At 30.0% G+C, this 18,478-nt stretch carries 18 protein-coding genes; 4 read left to right on the forward strand and 14 right to left on the reverse strand.

Annotated features, from left to right (window positions below):
- Positions 1–34 precede the first annotated feature (34 nt).
- From VIM70_RS11910 to VIM70_RS11925, 4 genes are all read right to left on the reverse strand, one after another.
- Positions 35–1,597: a DUF3794 and LysM peptidoglycan-binding domain-containing protein gene (locus VIM70_RS11910; protein ID WP_331945983.1), complete on the reverse strand. Its 1,563-nt coding sequence runs from the start codon at positions 1,595–1,597 to the stop codon at positions 35–37.
- Between the two features lie 288 nt (positions 1,598–1,885).
- Positions 1,886–2,143 carry a Veg family protein gene (locus VIM70_RS11915; protein WP_414648711.1) on the reverse strand — a complete coding sequence of 86 codons (258 nt, stop codon included), beginning with the start codon at positions 2,141–2,143 and terminating at the stop codon, positions 1,886–1,888.
- 246 nt (positions 2,144–2,389) lie between these two features.
- Positions 2,390–3,304, reverse strand: a complete 915-nt coding sequence (gene yabG, locus VIM70_RS11920) for a sporulation peptidase YabG (protein WP_331945984.1) — start codon at positions 3,302–3,304, stop codon at positions 2,390–2,392.
- 180 nt (positions 3,305–3,484) lie between these two features.
- Complete coding sequence (locus tag VIM70_RS11925) at positions 3,485–4,489, reverse strand: CotS family spore coat protein (protein ID WP_331945985.1); 1,005 nt, start codon at positions 4,487–4,489, stop codon at positions 3,485–3,487.
- Between the two features lie 139 nt (positions 4,490–4,628).
- On the opposite strand from VIM70_RS11925, the gene VIM70_RS11930 reads away from it, so the two are divergent.
- A complete protein-coding gene (locus tag VIM70_RS11930; RefSeq protein ID WP_331945986.1) occupies positions 4,629–5,780 on the forward strand; it encodes a glycosyltransferase family 1 protein in 1,152 nt (383 codons plus the stop codon).
- A 42-nt stretch (positions 5,781–5,822) separates the two neighbouring features.
- Here the strand turns inward: VIM70_RS11930 and VIM70_RS11935 are convergent, their stop codons facing one another.
- From VIM70_RS11935 to VIM70_RS11950, 4 genes are all read right to left on the reverse strand, one after another.
- Positions 5,823–6,878 (reverse strand): CotS family spore coat protein, encoded by a 1,056-nt coding sequence (locus VIM70_RS11935; RefSeq protein ID WP_331945987.1) that lies wholly within the window; start codon positions 6,876–6,878, stop codon positions 5,823–5,825.
- A gap of 31 nt (positions 6,879–6,909) precedes the next feature.
- Complete coding sequence (locus tag VIM70_RS11940) at positions 6,910–7,674, reverse strand: hypothetical protein (protein ID WP_331945988.1); 765 nt, start codon at positions 7,672–7,674, stop codon at positions 6,910–6,912.
- Between the two features lie 108 nt (positions 7,675–7,782).
- Positions 7,783–8,007, reverse strand: a complete 225-nt coding sequence (locus VIM70_RS11945) for a hypothetical protein (RefSeq protein WP_331945989.1) — start codon at positions 8,005–8,007, stop codon at positions 7,783–7,785.
- 4 nt (positions 8,008–8,011) lie between these two features.
- Positions 8,012–9,022: a CotS family spore coat protein gene (locus VIM70_RS11950; protein ID WP_331945990.1), complete on the reverse strand. Its 1,011-nt coding sequence runs from the start codon at positions 9,020–9,022 to the stop codon at positions 8,012–8,014.
- 184 nt (positions 9,023–9,206) lie between these two features.
- Between VIM70_RS11950 and VIM70_RS11955 the strand changes: the two genes are divergently transcribed.
- The gene (locus VIM70_RS11955; protein WP_331945991.1) at positions 9,207–10,337 is read left to right on the forward strand and encodes a glycosyltransferase family 1 protein; all 1,131 of its coding nucleotides are present in this window, start codon (positions 9,207–9,209) and stop codon (positions 10,335–10,337) included.
- Positions 10,338–10,393: 56 nt separating this feature from the next.
- Here VIM70_RS11955 and larB read toward each other — a convergent pair whose 3' ends face one another.
- From larB to VIM70_RS11975, 4 genes are all read right to left on the reverse strand, one after another.
- Positions 10,394–11,140 carry a nickel pincer cofactor biosynthesis protein LarB gene (larB, locus tag VIM70_RS11960; RefSeq protein WP_331945992.1) on the reverse strand — a complete coding sequence of 249 codons (747 nt, stop codon included), beginning with the start codon at positions 11,138–11,140 and terminating at the stop codon, positions 10,394–10,396.
- Between the two features lie 57 nt (positions 11,141–11,197).
- Positions 11,198–12,622, reverse strand: coding sequence for a nickel pincer cofactor biosynthesis protein LarC (gene larC, locus VIM70_RS11965; RefSeq protein WP_331945993.1), 1,425 nt, complete (start codon positions 12,620–12,622; stop codon positions 11,198–11,200).
- Positions 12,623–12,746: 124 nt separating this feature from the next.
- Entirely contained in the window at positions 12,747–13,931 is a 1,185-nt protein-coding gene (locus VIM70_RS11970; protein ID WP_331945994.1) for a glycosyltransferase family 4 protein, read from the reverse strand.
- 264 nt (positions 13,932–14,195) lie between these two features.
- Positions 14,196–15,236: a glycosyltransferase family 4 protein gene (locus VIM70_RS11975; protein WP_331945995.1), complete on the reverse strand. Its 1,041-nt coding sequence runs from the start codon at positions 15,234–15,236 to the stop codon at positions 14,196–14,198.
- Between the two features lie 287 nt (positions 15,237–15,523).
- Between VIM70_RS11975 and VIM70_RS11980 the strand changes: the two genes are divergently transcribed.
- Together VIM70_RS11980 and VIM70_RS11985 are read left to right on the forward strand one after the other, a co-directional pair.
- Positions 15,524–15,733, forward strand: a complete 210-nt coding sequence (locus VIM70_RS11980) for a hypothetical protein (protein ID WP_331945996.1) — start codon at positions 15,524–15,526, stop codon at positions 15,731–15,733.
- A gap of 22 nt (positions 15,734–15,755) precedes the next feature.
- Positions 15,756–16,028 carry a spore coat protein gene (locus tag VIM70_RS11985; RefSeq protein ID WP_331945997.1) on the forward strand — a complete coding sequence of 91 codons (273 nt, stop codon included), beginning with the start codon at positions 15,756–15,758 and terminating at the stop codon, positions 16,026–16,028.
- A 108-nt stretch (positions 16,029–16,136) separates the two neighbouring features.
- Here the strand turns inward: VIM70_RS11985 and VIM70_RS11990 are convergent, their stop codons facing one another.
- Together VIM70_RS11990 and VIM70_RS11995 are read right to left on the reverse strand one after the other, a co-directional pair.
- Positions 16,137–16,979, reverse strand: coding sequence for a type II CAAX endopeptidase family protein (locus VIM70_RS11990; RefSeq protein WP_331945998.1), 843 nt, complete (start codon positions 16,977–16,979; stop codon positions 16,137–16,139).
- A 444-nt stretch (positions 16,980–17,423) separates the two neighbouring features.
- Complete coding sequence (locus VIM70_RS11995) at positions 17,424–18,146, reverse strand: CAP domain-containing protein (protein WP_331945999.1); 723 nt, start codon at positions 18,144–18,146, stop codon at positions 17,424–17,426.
- Between the last annotated feature and the right edge of the window lie 332 nt (positions 18,147–18,478).

Below are 18,478 nucleotides of genomic sequence, written 5' to 3' on the forward strand. Positions count from 1 at the left end.
CCAATTTGTAATATTACCTTTTTAATAACTCTAATTATATAATTATTCTACCAGGTATTATAAGTTTTTGTGATACTTTTATAATATTAGGTTCTTCTATTTGATTGACTCTTGTGATTTCTTGTATTGTTGTATTATATTTTTTAGCAATTTTCCACAATGTGTCCGAAGGTTGAACTACATAAATAGTAATACTAGCTTTTTTCTTAGGCAATTCCCCCTCTACTGGATAAACATCAACTAAAAATTTCTTTTGAACCATATAGTTTACTCTTACATATACTTTAACTACAGCTCTAACTGCTATATTTCCTGCCTCAATATCTACATTTATATTTTCTAATGCTACCTTGCATAAGCTGCTCATATTTATTTTAGTGCCTAATATATCAGCCCCACAGGTGAAAGGAATTTCCTCAGATACAGCAGAAAGATATTTTTCTTCATCATCACTTCTGTATAATACAGTTACATTCATTATACCGTCAACTATAACCTTATCCTCAATTATCTTTTTGTCTGTTATACAAACGGTGGCATTACTCATAATTATTTTAGTAGGTTTTGCCATATCCTTGGCTAATTCTATATCTCCCTTAACCAATGTCTCGGTGAGTAATTGTCCTTGCATTACATTAAGACCATAATCTTTTTTATCCATCTCGAGCTTAGTAGTTGGTGAATATACATCTTCAATCATATCAACTTCTTCTTTGTGCATTGCCCTTGTATTAGTTTTTATCATAAATTCTACATCAATAACTCTTTTTTCTCCTAAATCATCTTCCTTAATATCAAACTGCACAGCGTCTACCTTAAAGTCTGTGTAATTATCCATGTATGGATTTACATCTGCAAAATCTAACTCTTTATTTAACATAACTTCATGCTCAATATAAGTCAATTCTCTACTATCTTTGCCCTTATATATCATATTAATAAACGCATATGCATTAATTTGAATTTTTCCGTCGTATAACTTTACTTCTTTCTTATGAATATTAACATCGTGTTTTATAATTTTAGCAATCTCAGGTTTCTCCATTGGAATTTTTATATTTGCTTTTCCAATAAGCTCTCCAGTAAAATTTCTTGTTACTTTATCTATACTAGTTGGATTCTTTAAATATTGAACATCCTTAACTGCTTCAATGTCCTTAACTATTTGGAAACTAAAATTTTTATAAACCTCACATTTTGAATTTAAAATACCCTCTAGACATATTTTCCTCTCATTTACTATTCTGCACTCCATATGTTCTACAAAACACTCAGTGTCACAAAGCATCTCAGGCATTGCTCCCTCTATATCTACAGTATTTGAGAACTTAGAACTATATATGACATTCTCAACGTCACTACGTTCTTGATCTTTTGTAATATAAAGCACATTGTATTGAAGTTGCCCTTCTACATATACTTTATTTTCAATTATTTCTTTAGAGACTATTAAAGCTTTTACATCTAACATAAGAATTTTCCTAACATCTGGATGAGTGTCTGGTATCACAAATTCTTCTTTCACCACTGTATCAACAGTATTTTCTCCTAGCAGTTGTTCATACTCTATGTTTTCTCTTATCAAATTAATATCCATACTATACCTCCTTGTATTTCTATTGGGGTAGCATTTATGGATTGTTACCCTCCTAAAATACCTACTATTAATATATATAGAAAGAGTACCCAAAATATGATATTTGATTTATATTTTCGTATAACAAAATTCTTCATAATTTTCAAGTAAAAAATCAAAAGCATATATTATGTAAAATGCACTGTTATCACTAACAAAATACATTCTATTTAATATATGCCTTGTTAATCCTATAAACATAAGATTAATTTATAAACATAAAAAACGATACTATGATACAGTATCGTCTCATCCTGCAAAAACTATTTGAACCGTTTTTGTCAAAACATCTGAATAACTATACGTCACTGTCCTGTGGGTGTCCTTTTCTAATCTAATAACAAAAATGTTTGGATATGTCTTCTCGATAACTCCGTTATCTACAAGTATTTTCCTTCTTCCACCATTAGCTTTTAATGTTACTCTTTCGCCAACATGACTTTCAATCTCATCTTTTATTGAAGTCAATACATTTATTTTTTCCACAGTAAACACCTCTTTCCACATTTTATATTATATATCAAATTTTATTTTTTGTCAAGCAAACTAAATATTTTATCACTACTATAACAATCTTGTCAATGTTGATTTTATGTTAACAAAATTCATTTTCACAGATTAATCGCCTTATAATTAATTTTTATCTATTTTATGAGCGTTTACATGATAATCCTCTAATACATTTTAATTACATAATTTTTATAATATAAACGCTTATAGTATCTTCTTTAAGAAGATAAATTATACGCTTTTTTATATATATTGAGACTTTGGAAACCCCTCTCTATATTTCCCTCTAGTTTGTAAACCCCCTATACCTGAAAGTCCTGTTATAGTGTTTTGTATGACGTCTTCTATAGCTACAACGCTTTCTATATTTGTATAGGCTATCTTCTCGGAAACCAAAACAGGATCAAGGCAATGAATTAAGACACGATTTGGCGAACTAGCAAAATTTGCACCAGCATCTAAAATTGCCTCATAGCAAGATTGACATGCGCCTGCGAATATAACTAAATCATCATAGTTACTATTATAAGTTCTAAGGGCCATAACAGCCTCTACAAAGTACTTTGAATTTCTGTAATTACTTAAATCTATATAATTAGTTATTCCTTTTACCATACCATCATGTCCTGTAATTACTACTATATCTGGCTTAACTTCTTTAACTAACTCTACAATTTCATTTGGTTGATCTTGTTCTGATATTACTCTACCTACAGCATTTAAAGATAGCTGCTTATAAGTTTTCATGCAAACCTCAAGATATTCTGCATCTCCATCAACATGTAGTATCTTTCCAGGTCTTCCAAATGTCATAGCTTTATTTTTATATTCTCTGTGTTTTTCTTGTTTTAACTGCATATCTTTAACTTTCCCTTTAAAATCTATAGCTGCTGCTTTATCTCCTCTTGTCCCCTTAACCCTATTAATTAAGATTCTTTTAATGGAATCATTTACTTTTTTATTAAAAACCTTATCGATTTCATAAATGTCATCTTCTGATACTAATTCTAAATCCTCCCCTAAAGAGTCCGCTTCTATTCTTAAATTTATTCCCTTAAGTAAGTACATGTAGTTACTGCCCTCTAACACAATATCAATTATTTTAAAGGTAATGTCACCCCCATAAGATTTTCTTACTACAATGTCCCCTTTTTTCACAATACCACCTCCATATTTAAACTCATAATATATATTATGAAAATATGGCTAATAGGTGAGCATAAAAAAAGTTATGTAAATATTATTTCTACATAACTTTAATAAATAATATGATTTATGCTACATACAGCATGATTTATGCTACATACAGCATGATACATGCTGTAACCAGCACTTATACTACCTCTGATTAAATACTTTTTTATATTGTTCAATAAATACCATAAACTTTTCTTTTTCAGAAATTAACTCCTCTATCTTCTTGTTAAAGGTGTTTTGAATCCAAGTAACTTCATTATAATAATATCTATTGCAAAGTCTCCAATATCTTTGTGGAAATACTAAAAATGCATATATAAGTCTGTACTCTTCTTCTGACAGAGGATTTACACTACTATATGCCTCTAATACTACTTGTGCATATTTTATGTCCCAATCCTGTTTTTTAAGCATTTTGATCAAAAAATTAGATAAATCGTATGCTTTTACTTCTCTTTTGCAATAATCGAAATCAATTATATTAACATCATTATTTTTATCAATAATAATATTATGATAAGTATAATCATGGTGGCAAAATCCCTTTTCTTCCTCTGTTAACCTACATATATCAAAATACCTTGAGTCATCTAGTATAGCCATAGCCCTTTTCCCTAATTCCTTTTGAGATTCAACACTTCTTATATAATTCATATCGAAATCTGTTTTGTTATTTTTCTTTTTTCTAATCATGCCTTGCATTTTATCAAAGGACTTTATTCTCTTTTCCATTAAGTGTGGCCATCTTCCAAGATCTGTTTTTAGCTTACTATTTTCTGGTGGGTCATATCCCTTGGATGCAATATGCATATAAGCTAAGTTTTTCGAAGCTTTAACTAAATCCTCTTCATTGTGAAAATCACACTCACGACCATCTATCCATGTCGATAGTGTGTAAATATCTTCATTAACTAATGCATAAGGGTTTCCTTCGGTATTCAAAAAATATCTATCTACTTTGTCGAATCCATTATTTGCGAGATGTTCTTTAGCTCCATATACGAACAAAAGTTTTTGTGTCCCATAACTGATTTTCTTTAGACATTTAGCACCATCATTTGTCTTCAAAAAATACACTCCCTTATTGGGACGTATGCTTTCTATTTTAATTCCATACTGTCTTTCAATTTCAAATTCTCTCATCATATTTCTCACCCCCCCTATAATTTATATTACTAATATTTTATTTTAGAATAAATTCTTGCATGTTTTAACAACATTTATGCTTTCTTTTAATATAATAAAATATATTAGTATATTAAATCAGTGTTTAAGGAGTCTTAAAATGAAAATCGGAATTGATGCTAGAGCTGCAAAATGGTATAGAGGAACTGGTATAGGCACTTATTCTTACCAACTAATTCACTCTTTAAATAAAATAGACAGTTATAATGATTATCTGCTCTTTGTACCAGACGACTGTAAACTAGCCATACCCTTTAGAAAAAATTTCCATATAAAAAATACTAAACAAGAAAGCCAAAATAACTTCTGGAATGAGGTGAATGTCTCTAACCCAATAATAGACAAGTCTATGGACATATACCATGTTCCCCAAAATGGTATTGGTCTACCGAAAGCCAAAAATTGTCCTTTTGTTATTACGCTGCATGATGTTATCCCATATAAAATGCCAGATACAGTTGGAGAACAATATTTAAAAATTTTCAATGAACAATTACCAAATATCATTTCCTTGTGTGATGGGATAATTACCGTATCAGAATATTCAAAAGAAGATATTATTAAAGCTTTTAACTATCCAAGAGAAAAAATATATGTCACTTATTTAGCTAGTGAAGACATTTATAAACCTTATGACAAAGCCCTTAGTAAATCTATCATTGAAAAAAATTACTCAATTACAGGAGACTATATTCTCTATATTGGAGGGTTTAGTCCTAGAAAAAATATTCTTGGATTACTGGATTCCTTTAGTTTACTTTTACCAAAACTAAAAAAAGATATTAAATTAGTCATTGCAGGTAGCAAAGGTAAATCTTACGATATATACAAAAAAAGAGCACAAGCTTTGCATATTGAAAGTAAAGTGATTTTCCCAGGGTTTATATCTATGAATCATATTCCCTTTATGTATAACGCTTGTGAGCTTTTTGTATATCCTTCTTTTTATGAAGGTTTTGGATTACCACCAATTGAAGCAATGGCTTGCGGAGTGCCTGTAATAACCTCCAATGTCACCTCCATTCCCGAAATCGTTAAGGATTCAACGTTACTTGTAAATCCTCACGATATTAATGACTTAAGCGAAAAAATGTATAACGTGCTTCACGATAATGTATTAAGACAATCTCTAATAACTAAAGGATTAGAAAGATCTTCTGACCTAACTTGGGAACACACTGCTAAAGATACCTTAAATGCCTATATAAATATATTAGAATCAAAAAGTAACTTTATTAATGACGATGCCTAAACAAAGCCCCGCATAGTGCATTCACTATATGGGGCTTTTCAACTAACAATTATAATGATTTTTAAACCATTCTAAAAACTCTTCTCTATCTTCTCTATATCCAATTTTCCTCTTCAATCTATTTAAAAACATCTCTTCACTCCACTGTTTTTTCCTTGTGTAATAATCTCTAACTACACCGTAAAAATCTTCTGGGAAACTAAGCAAACCCCTCAGTACTTTTAGTTCACGATTATCTATTGGGTTAACTTTTACATATTCACTTATAATGTTATTACATTTTTCTATATCATAACAAAAATCTTTAATAGCCTTATTTGTAAAATTACAAATATCATGTACTTTTAAATCTACAACTGCATAATCAAAATCTAAAAAATAGACTTCTTCCTTGTTAATAAGTATATTATGGTGAGCTAGGTCATGGTGGCAAAATACAATTTTTTCTTTTTCATAACACAAATTGGAATACTCTGATTCTTTAAGAATGTTTATACTTCGTTTTATATCTTCCTCATAATATTTAACGTGATCTAAAAATATATAATCAAATTCACTTTTATTTTCATTTCGGGTTGCTATACTTTTAAAAAATATAAGTTCCTTTAATTTTTTATTAAAGTTTTTTATAACACTACCACATAAATAACGCTGTTTATTCTTCGCTATTAGCCTTTCAAATCCCTTTTCAAGCATAATACCTGTTGATGCTCTATGAAGCTCAGCTATTGCTCTAGCCGTAAGCATAACGTCCACTGGGTTGCTATACTCACACTCTCTTCCCTCTACTAAATTCATAATACAATATATATCATCTTTCCAAGGAACATATATAAGATTGGATTTTGTCTTTTCGAATTCAATTATCCTATTAAAATTATTCTTTTTAATATATTCAATACCATAATTAATAAATTCAAGTTGGTCTATGCTATAGTCTACTTTTTTTAAAACCTTATCACCTTTATCTGTATTAAGTATAAATACCTTCCTTACTGGAATGACATCATATACTAATAGATCAAATTCGCTGAATAAATTTACGTCTAAATCATATTTGCTTAAATAAGCCTTATCCTTATATCTAACGTCTACCATATTTCCACCTCTCTAATTATCACTTTGCTAATTATAATAAAGAATTCCCATCCTGAATTATAGTTTTTATAAGTTTCTGAGAAAATACATCATCATTCCACATTCTTTTACCCGCTCTATACCTATTACAACATTTCATGAATTCATGAGGGTAAGAAATTAAGGCTATTAGAAATTTTGAGCTATTTGCATCTAGCCCTTCAATGTAACAGAATTCATCTGCTAGCTTGTGGACATCAAGTTTCACTCCCTTTCTTTTTAACTTACTAAGTAAAGAGAAACAATCCATTTCCACCATATTGTAACTACAGTTCGCAAAACTAACCACCTCAATAAAATTATTTAATCTGAGATTTTGAAAATCTGTATTGCCTAGGCATATTTCTCCACGCCTCATACTTCTTGTTATAATCTCTAAATAATTCGCTTCGTATACAGCTTTTATACATTCCTCTCCTCTTTTTATAACTCCTTCTCCATATTTTATAATTAATTTCTCAAATGAATTTTTAGGTTCATCTCTATTAATACTATTTATATCTCCAGCAAGTTTTTTAATAGAAATTTTATATTCCTCTATGATTTTCCCTGTATTGTTATTTAACCTATTTCTGAGGTATCCATCAAATCCAGAAGATTTTTCGTGTATAACGTGCATAACACCAAACTGCTCTATTATTAATTTCTCAGTTATATCTAGCCCTTTATTCTTATATTTTAATTCAATTAAATCTACATTTTTAATTCCTTTAAACATCATATAGTCAGAAAAGTCATTATAGATGCTTATTGCCACCGGCACCACCTCAAATTAAATATATTAGTTAACTGCTACAATAGCAAAGTGCTATTTTTATAGCCAAGTGCTATTTTTATAGCCAAGTGCTATCTAGATAGCCGAGTGCTATTTGTTCTTTTTATAATTTCTGTCCATTTTCTTCAATATCTCTCTTTGCTGAAGTTCTAACTCACAAAGTTTTTTTTGTCTTCTCCTTATTTTCTTAAGCCTTTTAACGTCTTCCTTCATGTTCTCAAGTTTCATGTCATAATCCTCTACTGTAGATTCCTCTGTTTCAATTATCTCAATCTCGGACTCATCCATGTACATGTCTTTTTTGCTTTTTCCCATAACATTACCTCCCATATTTTATTTTTCTAAACTTATCAATGAATGTCTGCTTATCTACTCTATCTTCATACATTTTTTCAAGCTTCTTTAAGAAAAACTCTTCTCCCCAATTCTTTTTTTCCCAATAATATTGAATTCCTATTTGCCAATATTCCTGAGGGAATTCCATAAATGCAGCCATTACATCTATGTCACTTTTATATATATAATTTGTAGCATCATACTCATCCATAATAAACATTGCATTTTCGATGCTCCATTTACCACTTTTCATTCTTCTTATAAGAAGGCTGCTTAAATCATGCAGATGAGTATCTAAAATGCAATAATCAAAATCAATAATACTCACTCCTCCATTTTTTTCCATCAACACGTTATGGTGAGCATAATCATGATGGCAAAATCCCCTATGTTTTATTTCCTCTTTCATCTTACTTACATATTTACTTTTGCATAAATTACTTATTGATCTATTGCTCCTATCCAGTTCGCCCTCCATCACTTTTAAATAATTGCTATCAAATTCCGTCTTACATTCCTTTTCATTTATCCTTCTTTTAAAATCCAGTATTTCCCTTCCCCTTGTTTTAAAGGTTTCTATCCATTTAAGCCATGCTATTCTTGGTTTCATATCAGGTGTAACTTTAAAATTTAAACTTTTATTATGAAGCTCCGCAAGTTTTGATGTGCATAATTTTATTTCTACCGGATTATCATAATTGCATTCCCTTGCATCAACCCACGGTGTTAGATAGGCATATTTATTCTCAAGTGTTATATACTCTTTACCATAATTGGTTATAATAATTTCTGGTATATTTTGAAAACCATTTTTCTGCAAATGTTTTATAACACCAATAATAAATAAAAAATGCTTAAACTCATAATTAATGATTTTCAAGCAATACATGTTGTTTTCACTTTCTATCTTATAAACATTTTTTATTTTTTCTATATCATTAATACGAAAAGAATAATTTTCTTGTACTATCTCCTTTAATTCCTCAATTTCCAAATCCAAACCCCCAAAATATTGTTCTATTGCAATATATGAACATTTAAAGTAATTTGTGATTAATTAAATCTACTCATTTAGCACACTTATTAAGTTAAAATAATATATTAATATATATTACCAAATTAACGAGATTTCAAATTATAGATATAGGCTTTTTTAATAATTTTAAGGAGTGGAACCTATGAAGATCGCAATTGATGCTAGGGGCGTCAATTTATATAATGGCACCGGTATAGGAACTTATACAGAGAATGTACTTAAAAATATGATTGACATAGATGATATGAATAACTACCATATTTTTTGGTCAGGAAATAATTACGAAAGCATAAAAAAAGATAATTGCAAAATTGTAATGACTTCTAAAAGGCATCAAAGATTTTTTGAGGATTATTATTTTCCAGAAAATATTTCAAAAGAAAATATAGACATATACCATATGCCCCAAAATGGAATAGGTTTTAATCAGGATATATATTGCAAAAAAATAGTAACTATCCATGATCTTATTCCGTATGTTATGCCAGAAACAGTTGGCCGTGGCTATTTGCTGAAGTTTTTAAAAGAGATGCCGATAATTATAGGAAATTCCCATGGAATAATAACTGTGTCCGAGTTTTCGAAGCGAGATATTCTAAAATTTTTCCCAATAGATGAGAAAAAAATTTTTGTGACCCATTTGGCTGCTGATAAAAAGTATAAACCTTTAGATAAAATCTATTGCAAAAATTTTCTAGAAACCGCTTATAATTTAATAAATCCATTTATACTCTACTTAGGTGGCTTTAGTGAAAGAAAAAATGTAGCCTCTGCCATAACTGCTTTTTCTAAAGTGTATAAAGATCTAAGCGAAAATTATAATTTAGTTCTTGTAGGTGACTATAAAGACCCCAGTCAAAGCTTAGTTAAACTAGCAAAGGAACTTAAAATAGAATCTCATGTTATTTTCATTGGTTTTGTACCTGAAGAACATTTACCTATTTTTTATAATTGCTGCGATACCTTTATATATCCGTCTTTTTACGAAGGATTTGGACTTCCACCATTAGAGGCAATGAACTGTGGGACACCTGTAATAGCTTCTAATCTTACATCTATTCCTGAGGTAGTTGGCGATGGAGGCATTTTAATAGATCCCTATGATATTAATGAGATGTCTCTAGCAATTGGAAACCTTTTAAGTGACCAAAATTTGCGTGCAGAGCTTAGTTCTAAGGCCTTAATAAGAGCTAAAGAATTTTCATGGCAAAACACTGCTCGTGATACTCTTAACGTTTACGAGAGCGTATACAATAGTGAATCTCCATCATAATAAATTAAAGGCTTGCATTATTAATATGCAAGCCCCGTTTATGTTTACAATGTAAATTATAGTCTATTAATGATACTCGCTAAATATCCTGCTCCAAAGCCGTTGTCAATATTAACAACACTAACTCCACTAGAGCAACTATTTAACATGCTTAGTAGTGCAGCAAGTCCTTTGAAACTGGCTCCGTACCCAACGCTTGTTGGAACAGCTATAACTGGTTTATCAACTAATCCTCCAACGACACTTGTTAGAGCACCTTCCATCCCTGCCACTGTAATAACTACTCTTGCATGTCTTATAACATCAAGATTCTCAAATAGCCTATGAATACCTGCTACCCCTACATCATAAATTCTTTCAACCCTATTTCCAAAAATCTCTGCAGTAATAGCGGCTTCCTCCGCTACAGGTATATCAGAAGTTCCTCCTGTTACTAACGCAATGTATGTATTTTTAGGCTCTACTTCCTTCCTCTTAATTACAATTGTTCTTGCAAGTTCATTGTACTTTGCGTCAGCACATATTTCTTTTACCCCTTCGTACATTAATTTAGATGCTCTTGTGCCAAGAATATTTACATCTTTCGTAAGCATTAAACTAACAATATCATTTATCTGCTGCACGGTTTTACCTTCACAATATATAACCTCTGGGTATCCAACTCTAAGTTCTCTATGATTATCTATTTTTGCAAATCCTAAATCTGAATAAGATAAATCTTTTAATTTATCTACCCCATCTTCAATTGACATATCTCCATTTTTTATGCATTTAAGAAATTTTTTCATTTCTTCTGAATTCATATGTTCCCCGCCTTTTTTAATTTAGAACTCAAATCTTATATTCCTATAGCTCTAATCTTATATTTCTTTCCTCAATTTATCATATACCTTGCTTATAGACTCCACTAAATTATTAGCTATTTTCTTGCACTCCTCATATTCCAATTTACTTTTTATTTTATCGCCCTTATAATAAGCTTCTTTAACGGTAACTTCTCCATAACTAGTGTTTACTTTATTAAATTTTCTTTGGAGTTTCGTTTTGTAAACTCTAAAACTTCTTACCCCAAATGTAGTAGTTTCTCTAAATAATATTTCCTTCATCGTCGTAACTTTATCTTCCCCGCATAAAACACTTATTTTTACACTAGGTCTTCCTTTTTTCATTATTATTGGAGTTAAATACACATCTAAAGCACCTTCATTAAAAAGTCTTTCAATAACATATTCATAAAGCTCTGAATTCATATCATCCATATTACATTCTATAATTTGTTCTATTATTTCATCATCACCTTCATCAGAAGGTACCCCTACCAATTTATTTTTATTAATTGGTTTATCTGTTTGTTCTACTAACATAACCCTTAGTACATTAGGAATTTGAGTATCCCTGTTACCTATACCATATCCAATCTTATTTACAATAAAATTATTATCATCCTTAAATTCAGAAACATTAGCTGCTAGAATTGCAGCTCCTGTGGGTGTTGTAGTTTCAAAGGGCACTGCTCCAAGTTTTACAGGAATTCCTTTTAATATTTCAACTGTTGCAGGAGCAGGTACCGGTATAAGTCCATGTGCACACTTAACAAACCCTCCACCAAGTTCTACAGAGGAACTCATTATCTTATCGACATTTAAATAATCCAAACAAATAGCAGCCCCTACGATATCCACAATGGAATCTACTGCTCCTACCTCATGAAAGTGAACTTCATATAATGTTTTTCCATGAACCTTTGCCTCAGCTTCAGCCACCTTCATAAACATTTTCAAACTTAATGTTTTGACTTTAGAACTTAACTCACTATTCTCTATAATTTCCTTTATATCTTTAAGATTTCTCTGCTCATGGTGATTGTGTTCATGCTCACTATGCTTATCATTAGTATCCCCATGGATGTGTTCACCATTATGGGAATGCTCATTCTCATGGGAATGCTCATTCTCATGGGAATGCTCATTCTTATGGGAATGCTCATGATCACCTTCAGTATGATCATGGCAGTGATTATGTTCACCCCCAGCATAATCATGGCAGTGATTATGCTCACCCCCAGCATAATCATGGCAGTGATTATGCTCATGTAAAATTACATCTACCTTAGTGCCCTCTATACCTTTCCTACCATCTCTTGATACTTTTATTTCATATCCATGTAAATTTAGCTTGCCTAATTCTCCTACTAAATATTTTTCATCTATACCTAAATCTATTAATGCACCTAAATTCATATCCCCACTAATGCCTGAAAAACAATCATAATAAAGTATTTTCATTCTCGTCCTCCCCATATCTTATGTATTTATTTCATTGTACCAAATATATAAATGTTATAGGACAAATATATTTAAAAAAACAAAAGAAGATAATTGTTTTTACAATTCTCTTCTCATAAATTAATTATGTTACCTTTTGATTTTGCAACATACAACTTTGTCTCTCAACTTCCATATAAACTTTTTCTACACTTTCCCCAAAACACTTAGATGATAATGGTTCTATTCCATCATAAGCATTTTTCACCATTAATGCACTTTTTTCTTTATCACTTAAAACTTCAAATAATATTCCAGCTAAATCTTCGTCTTTATAAAAAATTCTTCCGTTGGTTTTATCTTCAATTATGCCGTCTAGATTTTTATCATATTTAGCTACCACAGGAATTTGTGCCGCCATTGCTTCCGTAAAGGTTAATCCTTGTGTTTCAGTTAGAGAAGCCCCTACAAACACATCCCCCATCTGATAATACCTACCAATTTCTGCCCAAGGTTTTTCACCAGTAAATATTACAGATTCTTCTACACCTAAATTCGAAGCCAATTCTTCTAGATTTTCACGTTCTGGTCCATCACCAACAATAAGCAATTTACAATTTGGTATTCTCCTAATTAGCTCTTTCATACTATTTATAATTATATCTATACTTTTTTCTTTCGCAATACGCCCAATAAATAATACAACTGGTTGTGCTACATTTATACCAAAAGATTTTTTTTCATCTTTAATAAGCTCTTCATCGTAATTACTTCTTTTGAAGGGTTCAATATTAACTCCCGTAGGTATTACATCTATATGTCTTGTTAAACCGTACTGTTCTAATGCTTCTTTTACCTTTATTGTTGGTACTATTATAGCACTACAATCTCTACAATAAAGTTTGCTTACTTTCTTTGCAAATTGCGAAGCAGGCTTAAGCATTATGCCATGGGACACATAATGGATGTAATCCTCATACATAGTATGATAAGTGTGTACTACCGGAATATCTAATCTTTTAGCAACTATTCTGCCAAATATGCCTATACTAAATTCTGTTTGTGTATGGATTATATCTAACTCCAATTTTTTTATCTTAGTCATAATTTTACGTGAATATATCATGCCGACTCTTTGCGACGGCAAAAGGAAAAATGGTATACTTGGCAATCTAATGATACCCTCCTGTTGCTCCATATCCGGGTGAGTAACTGTAATTATGGTTACATTATGTCCAAGTTTAATTAGTTCATTTCTCAGTATAATAGTAGAAGTAACTACCCCACTTACTTGCGGATAATAGGTATCAGTAAAAATTCCAATATTCATAATCAATCCCCTTTAAATACTATAATTTTCTTATAAAAATTCTTTTATATAGTATGTTTTAATGATTTTTTTGCTTATTTCTTCATAACCGCGTAAAAACCAAAGATTATACACGAATAAAATGTAATTAATCTCTATAATATCATGAAATTGATCTAAATTATCGTTAATAGGTTTTTAAGCTTTGATATATTTTTTACCAATCAAAGTTTTTCTAATATCTCAGATAAGTTATTATTAATTTATATGTTAATCTTAAAATTTTTAATTTATATTCCTAATCTTTGTTCTATATATTTTTTCATAGAATTTTTCCCACATATCAAGTATACTTTCTCTTGAATAAAAATTATGCCCTCGAGTGGCCTTTTCTCTAGCATCATCATAATAACTAATATTATTTTTTAACTCTAGTATAGCCTTAATAAAACCTTCAGTATCCTTTTCTTTTAGGTAATAATCAAATAATATATCTTCATATATCTCCAAATCTCTTAAAAGTATTGGAGTGTAAGTATTCATTGCTTCAAGTATTGACATAGGAAAAAGTTCATTATAAGATGGCATGAAAAGAACATCTGATACATTATATATATCATTCATCAAATCTCTTTCAACTATTCCTGTAAACAATATATTTTTAGGTGCATTATCTATTTGTTTTTTTAATTCCTTATACCCATCTGTAATATTTCCAAAAGAAAATCCACCTGCCCAAACAAATTGTATTTCGGGAAGTTTTTTTGCTATGTCAATAAATTCAATAACACCTTTCCTTGTTTGTATTTGACCTACTCCAAGTACAACAAAAGAATCCTTTGCGATTTTCAATTTTTCCTTTGCTATGTATTTATTCTCGTCTGAAAGCTTATAAAATTTTTCTTCTGACACAAAATTAGGAATGTACGTAATCTTCTTTCTATCAATATTGTAAGCTTCAAGCTTAGGTATAAAATTAGGATTTACTGTAACTAGGTAATCCATACTCTTATAGAAACTAATAATATATTTATAAAAGATCTTTCTAATAAAACTGGGCAATTTTATACTTCCTTCAACTGTCTCAGGCAAAAAGTGCACATAACCAACTGTAACACCTTTCTTTTTAGCAAATGGTACACTTAAATAATGCTTGAGATCAATAGTATGATAGTGCATAATTTCGGTTCTTGCTTTTTTATTTATTACAACTTTATATTTTTTATCTAATCCATTTTGAACTAAATTTACTTGTTCTAGGTAAGCTGATCCTACCCCTTGCCCTTTGACTTTGTCAGCTGATGACAACATGTTTATAGTAGGCATTATAGTCACTCCCATCTAAAATAACATTGCTAATACATTTATTGTACTCTACTATTATTAAAAATTGATTAATGGAACCTTAAAATTTTCTTAAATTTTACTTATTAGGCAAAATAGTCTCTTAATATAATTTTACCCTATTTTTTTTATATTATTATTAATAGATCATATCTATGTTATAAATTACATTATATACTTTTATTACATTAATTTACTGCTTATAATTTAATATAAAATGTAGATAATATTATTGTATTTGTTTTACAAAAAGAATGGAGGTAATAAATATGATGAATAATGAAAACAAACAATTAGAAAGCAATAATCTTAAGGTAATTAAAGATCAATTAGGATATGAATCATTGCTCAATAAGAAGTTTAGTGAATATGGCGCACAATGCACAGATCAAAATTTAAAGACTCTTTGTAATGATGCTAGCCAAACACATAAACAAAATTTTACTACACTAAAAACTTATCTTGATTCTCATCAATAATTTATAAATGGAGGGATATAATATGAATACAGGAATGTCAGAAAAAGATTTGATGCAAGATTTACTTGCTACAGAAAAACAAGTTATTACTGCTTATAGTACAGGAATAACTGAATCCTCATGTGCAAATTTAAGAAATACACTTATTGATAATTTTAAGAATGATCAAAATATTCAATATATGATATTTGATGCTATGAAACTAAAGGGATGGTATCCTACTAAAGATGCTGCCGATAATGAAGTACAACAATTAAAAGATGAAGCTAATCAAATGATGAATGAATTAAGATAATTTTTATCTTATAATACAAAAGACCTCTAATATTTAACATGTTAGAGGTCTTTTGTATATATATATTTTTTGTTCAACATATTTTATTTTTTAACATAATAACATAATCTAAATCTCAATAAATTCCTTATATATACTTGGCTTTTCTTTAATTTTATTTTGATTTTGTCCTGTGCAAGCTATAAATAAAAGTACAATACCTATTATTAGAAACATACCATGAGTTTCCAAAGCATACTTTCCTTCTATTAATGAAAATAATGATGAAACTGAAAGAGCTAGAAAATTGTTTACGAAGTGCGCAAATATGCTTAAATAAATTGACTCCGTTTTTAAATATATAAATCCAATAACCAGACCTAGTAAAAATGCATTTATGCCTTGAGGAATATTCATATGAACTAATGCAAAAAATAATGCAGATATAACAAGCGCTACAGCCGGATTTAATTTATTAGCCATCCCTTTTAATAATATCCCTCTAAAAAGAATCTCTTCATACACAGGTGCTATCACTGCTACACTAAGTAACAATATAATTGGTGAAACAGAAAGTTCTTGGATGGCTCCATTTATATAATCAGGCATAGGTATGGTACTTACCCACAAAATTAAACTGTTATCAAATATAAGGCGAAATGATATAATCATAAGGGCAGTATAAGCAAAACTCCTGAAATTCAAAAATCTTTTTAGTTTTCGCTCCTTTACCTTAATACTAAACCACTTAAGTAAAATAATAATAACATAATATTTAACCAATACCCCAAAAATAAATATTATGTAAGGAACTACTTTTTCGAATCTCCCAGTGAATAAATTTGTAATTTCTTCAGGTACTTGTCCAAACCCTTCCAACAAAATTGATAGAAACATTACAAGAAGAGCTTTAATAATCCCCATTTTTTTAATAACTATGTTTCCATCTTCTATGTTTTCTAAGAATCTCATTCTATCACACTCTCTTCAATTTTTTTAATAACCTCCCTTAATATTTACTTTTATTAACCTTTAAATGCAAATATTAATATTCTCTATACTCTATGCTTTCCACTAAAACTATATATCTCTATTTTAATAAGTGTAGTTTTTTCCTTAGCTCTATCTATGTATAACCGACCCTCTTCTATAAATTCAGGACTATATTTCCTTATAAACAATTTCACTATCCTTTTTTATATTATATTTTTAAGTGTAACATATATTTTATGTAATAATATGAACTTAGTGGTAACTTTGATTATAAATAATAACTTCAATAGCTCACTTTAAAATATTTTAATAAATAAAATATCAGTGTATCTTATATTATTAAAAATCAAAAATAACACAATGTATAACTAAAAATGTTATACATTGTGTTATTTTTTACTCTATTAAACTATATTCAATTATTTATTTTCCTATAAATTCTTGAGTCCAATAAATAGTTCCATCTGCATTTTTCGCTACTCCCACTCCGATATCAGTGTAGCTACTATTTAAAATATTTGCTCTATGTCCTGGAGAATTCATCCACCCATCCATTACTGAAGCTGCGGTTGGTTGACCCATTGCAATGTTTTCACCAGCTGCGCTGTAAGTTATACCGAATTTTTTCATCATATCAAATGGTGAACCATAAGTCGGTGATGTATGATCAAAATAGTTGTTAGAAACCATATCCTCTGACTTAGTTCTTGCTACGTTTGAAAGCTCTGAATTATCTTTTAAGGGAGCTAGTCCTTGTTTTGCTCTCTCGGAATTAACTAGTGTTACTACTTGTTTTTCTAATTTGTTATTCTCAGTTAAGGTTGGTGCTGCAGTTGTCTTACTAGGAGTCGCCTTAGCAGGTGTTGCCTTTGCAGGAGTCGCCTTCGCAGGTGTTGCCTTCGCAGGTGTTGCCTTCGCAGGTGTTGCCTTTGCAGGGGTCGTCTTTGTAGGTGTCGCTACCTTAAGTTGTCCTGCTAAATCCGTTGGAAGTTCTATCCCGTACTTAGCAAGCATCTGTTGCAAATTGGTTCCTTGTATAACTGTGTAACTTGGGGTACTACAACCCTGAGCATACGCTGCTGAACCGATTCCTGTAGTTACTAAAATACCTAAAGTTAATACTAAGTTTCTTAATTTTTTATTCATCTTTTGTACCTCACCTTCCTAATTTTAATATACAACGCAAGAATTTTTCTCCGCATACACATACTAACATCTAAATGAGTTTTTTGCATCTTTTATTCATGGATATTATGTAATATTATGTCGTATTTACATATAATTATGGTTATTGTGTCGTGGATTTTGCTTTTTTAAAACTTAATTGAAAACACAAAAAGGGGCTGTCTCAAAATAGAAAGTGATTTCTACAGCGAGATGGCTCTTTTTTTCTTTTCCAAATACAAAAGTGGGTCCCGAGGGATCCACTTTTGATGTATAATTTAAATATGATAAATAAAGAAATTACACAAAAGAAT

The organism is Clostridium sp., from assembly GCF_036569345.1.
Classification (GTDB): Bacteria; Bacillota; Clostridia; order Clostridiales; family Clostridiaceae; genus Clostridium_AD.

Excerpts from the sequence above, each read along its gene's own strand:
- VIM70_RS11910 (WP_331945983.1), bottom strand. The coding sequence starts at position 1,597 with ATGGATATTAATTTGATAAGAGAAAACATAGAGTATGAACAACTGCTA.
- VIM70_RS11915 (WP_414648711.1), bottom strand. The coding sequence starts at position 2,143 with ATGTGGAAAGAGGTGTTTACTGTGGAAAAAATAAATGTATTGACTTCA.
- VIM70_RS11925 (WP_331945985.1), bottom strand. The coding sequence starts at position 4,489 with ATGATGAGAGAATTTGAAATTGAAAGACAGTATGGAATTAAAATAGAA.
- VIM70_RS11930 (WP_331945986.1), top strand. The coding sequence starts at position 4,629 with ATGAAAATCGGAATTGATGCTAGAGCTGCAAAATGGTATAGAGGAACT.
- VIM70_RS11935 (WP_331945987.1), bottom strand. The coding sequence starts at position 6,878 with ATGGTAGACGTTAGATATAAGGATAAGGCTTATTTAAGCAAATATGAT.
- VIM70_RS11945 (WP_331945989.1), bottom strand. The coding sequence starts at position 8,007 with ATGGGAAAAAGCAAAAAAGACATGTACATGGATGAGTCCGAGATTGAG.
- VIM70_RS11955 (WP_331945991.1), top strand. The coding sequence starts at position 9,207 with ATGAAGATCGCAATTGATGCTAGGGGCGTCAATTTATATAATGGCACC.
- larB (WP_331945992.1), bottom strand. The coding sequence starts at position 11,140 with ATGAATTCAGAAGAAATGAAAAAATTTCTTAAATGCATAAAAAATGGA.
- larC (WP_331945993.1), bottom strand. The coding sequence starts at position 12,622 with ATGAAAATACTTTATTATGATTGTTTTTCAGGCATTAGTGGGGATATG.
- VIM70_RS11970 (WP_331945994.1), bottom strand. The coding sequence starts at position 13,931 with ATGAATATTGGAATTTTTACTGATACCTATTATCCGCAAGTAAGTGGG.
- VIM70_RS11975 (WP_331945995.1), bottom strand. The coding sequence starts at position 15,236 with ATGCCTACTATAAACATGTTGTCATCAGCTGACAAAGTCAAAGGGCAA.
- VIM70_RS11980 (WP_331945996.1), top strand. The coding sequence starts at position 15,524 with ATGATGAATAATGAAAACAAACAATTAGAAAGCAATAATCTTAAGGTA.
- VIM70_RS11985 (WP_331945997.1), top strand. The coding sequence starts at position 15,756 with ATGAATACAGGAATGTCAGAAAAAGATTTGATGCAAGATTTACTTGCT.
- VIM70_RS11990 (WP_331945998.1), bottom strand. The coding sequence starts at position 16,979 with ATGAGATTCTTAGAAAACATAGAAGATGGAAACATAGTTATTAAAAAA.
- VIM70_RS11995 (WP_331945999.1), bottom strand. The coding sequence starts at position 18,146 with ATGAATAAAAAATTAAGAAACTTAGTATTAACTTTAGGTATTTTAGTA.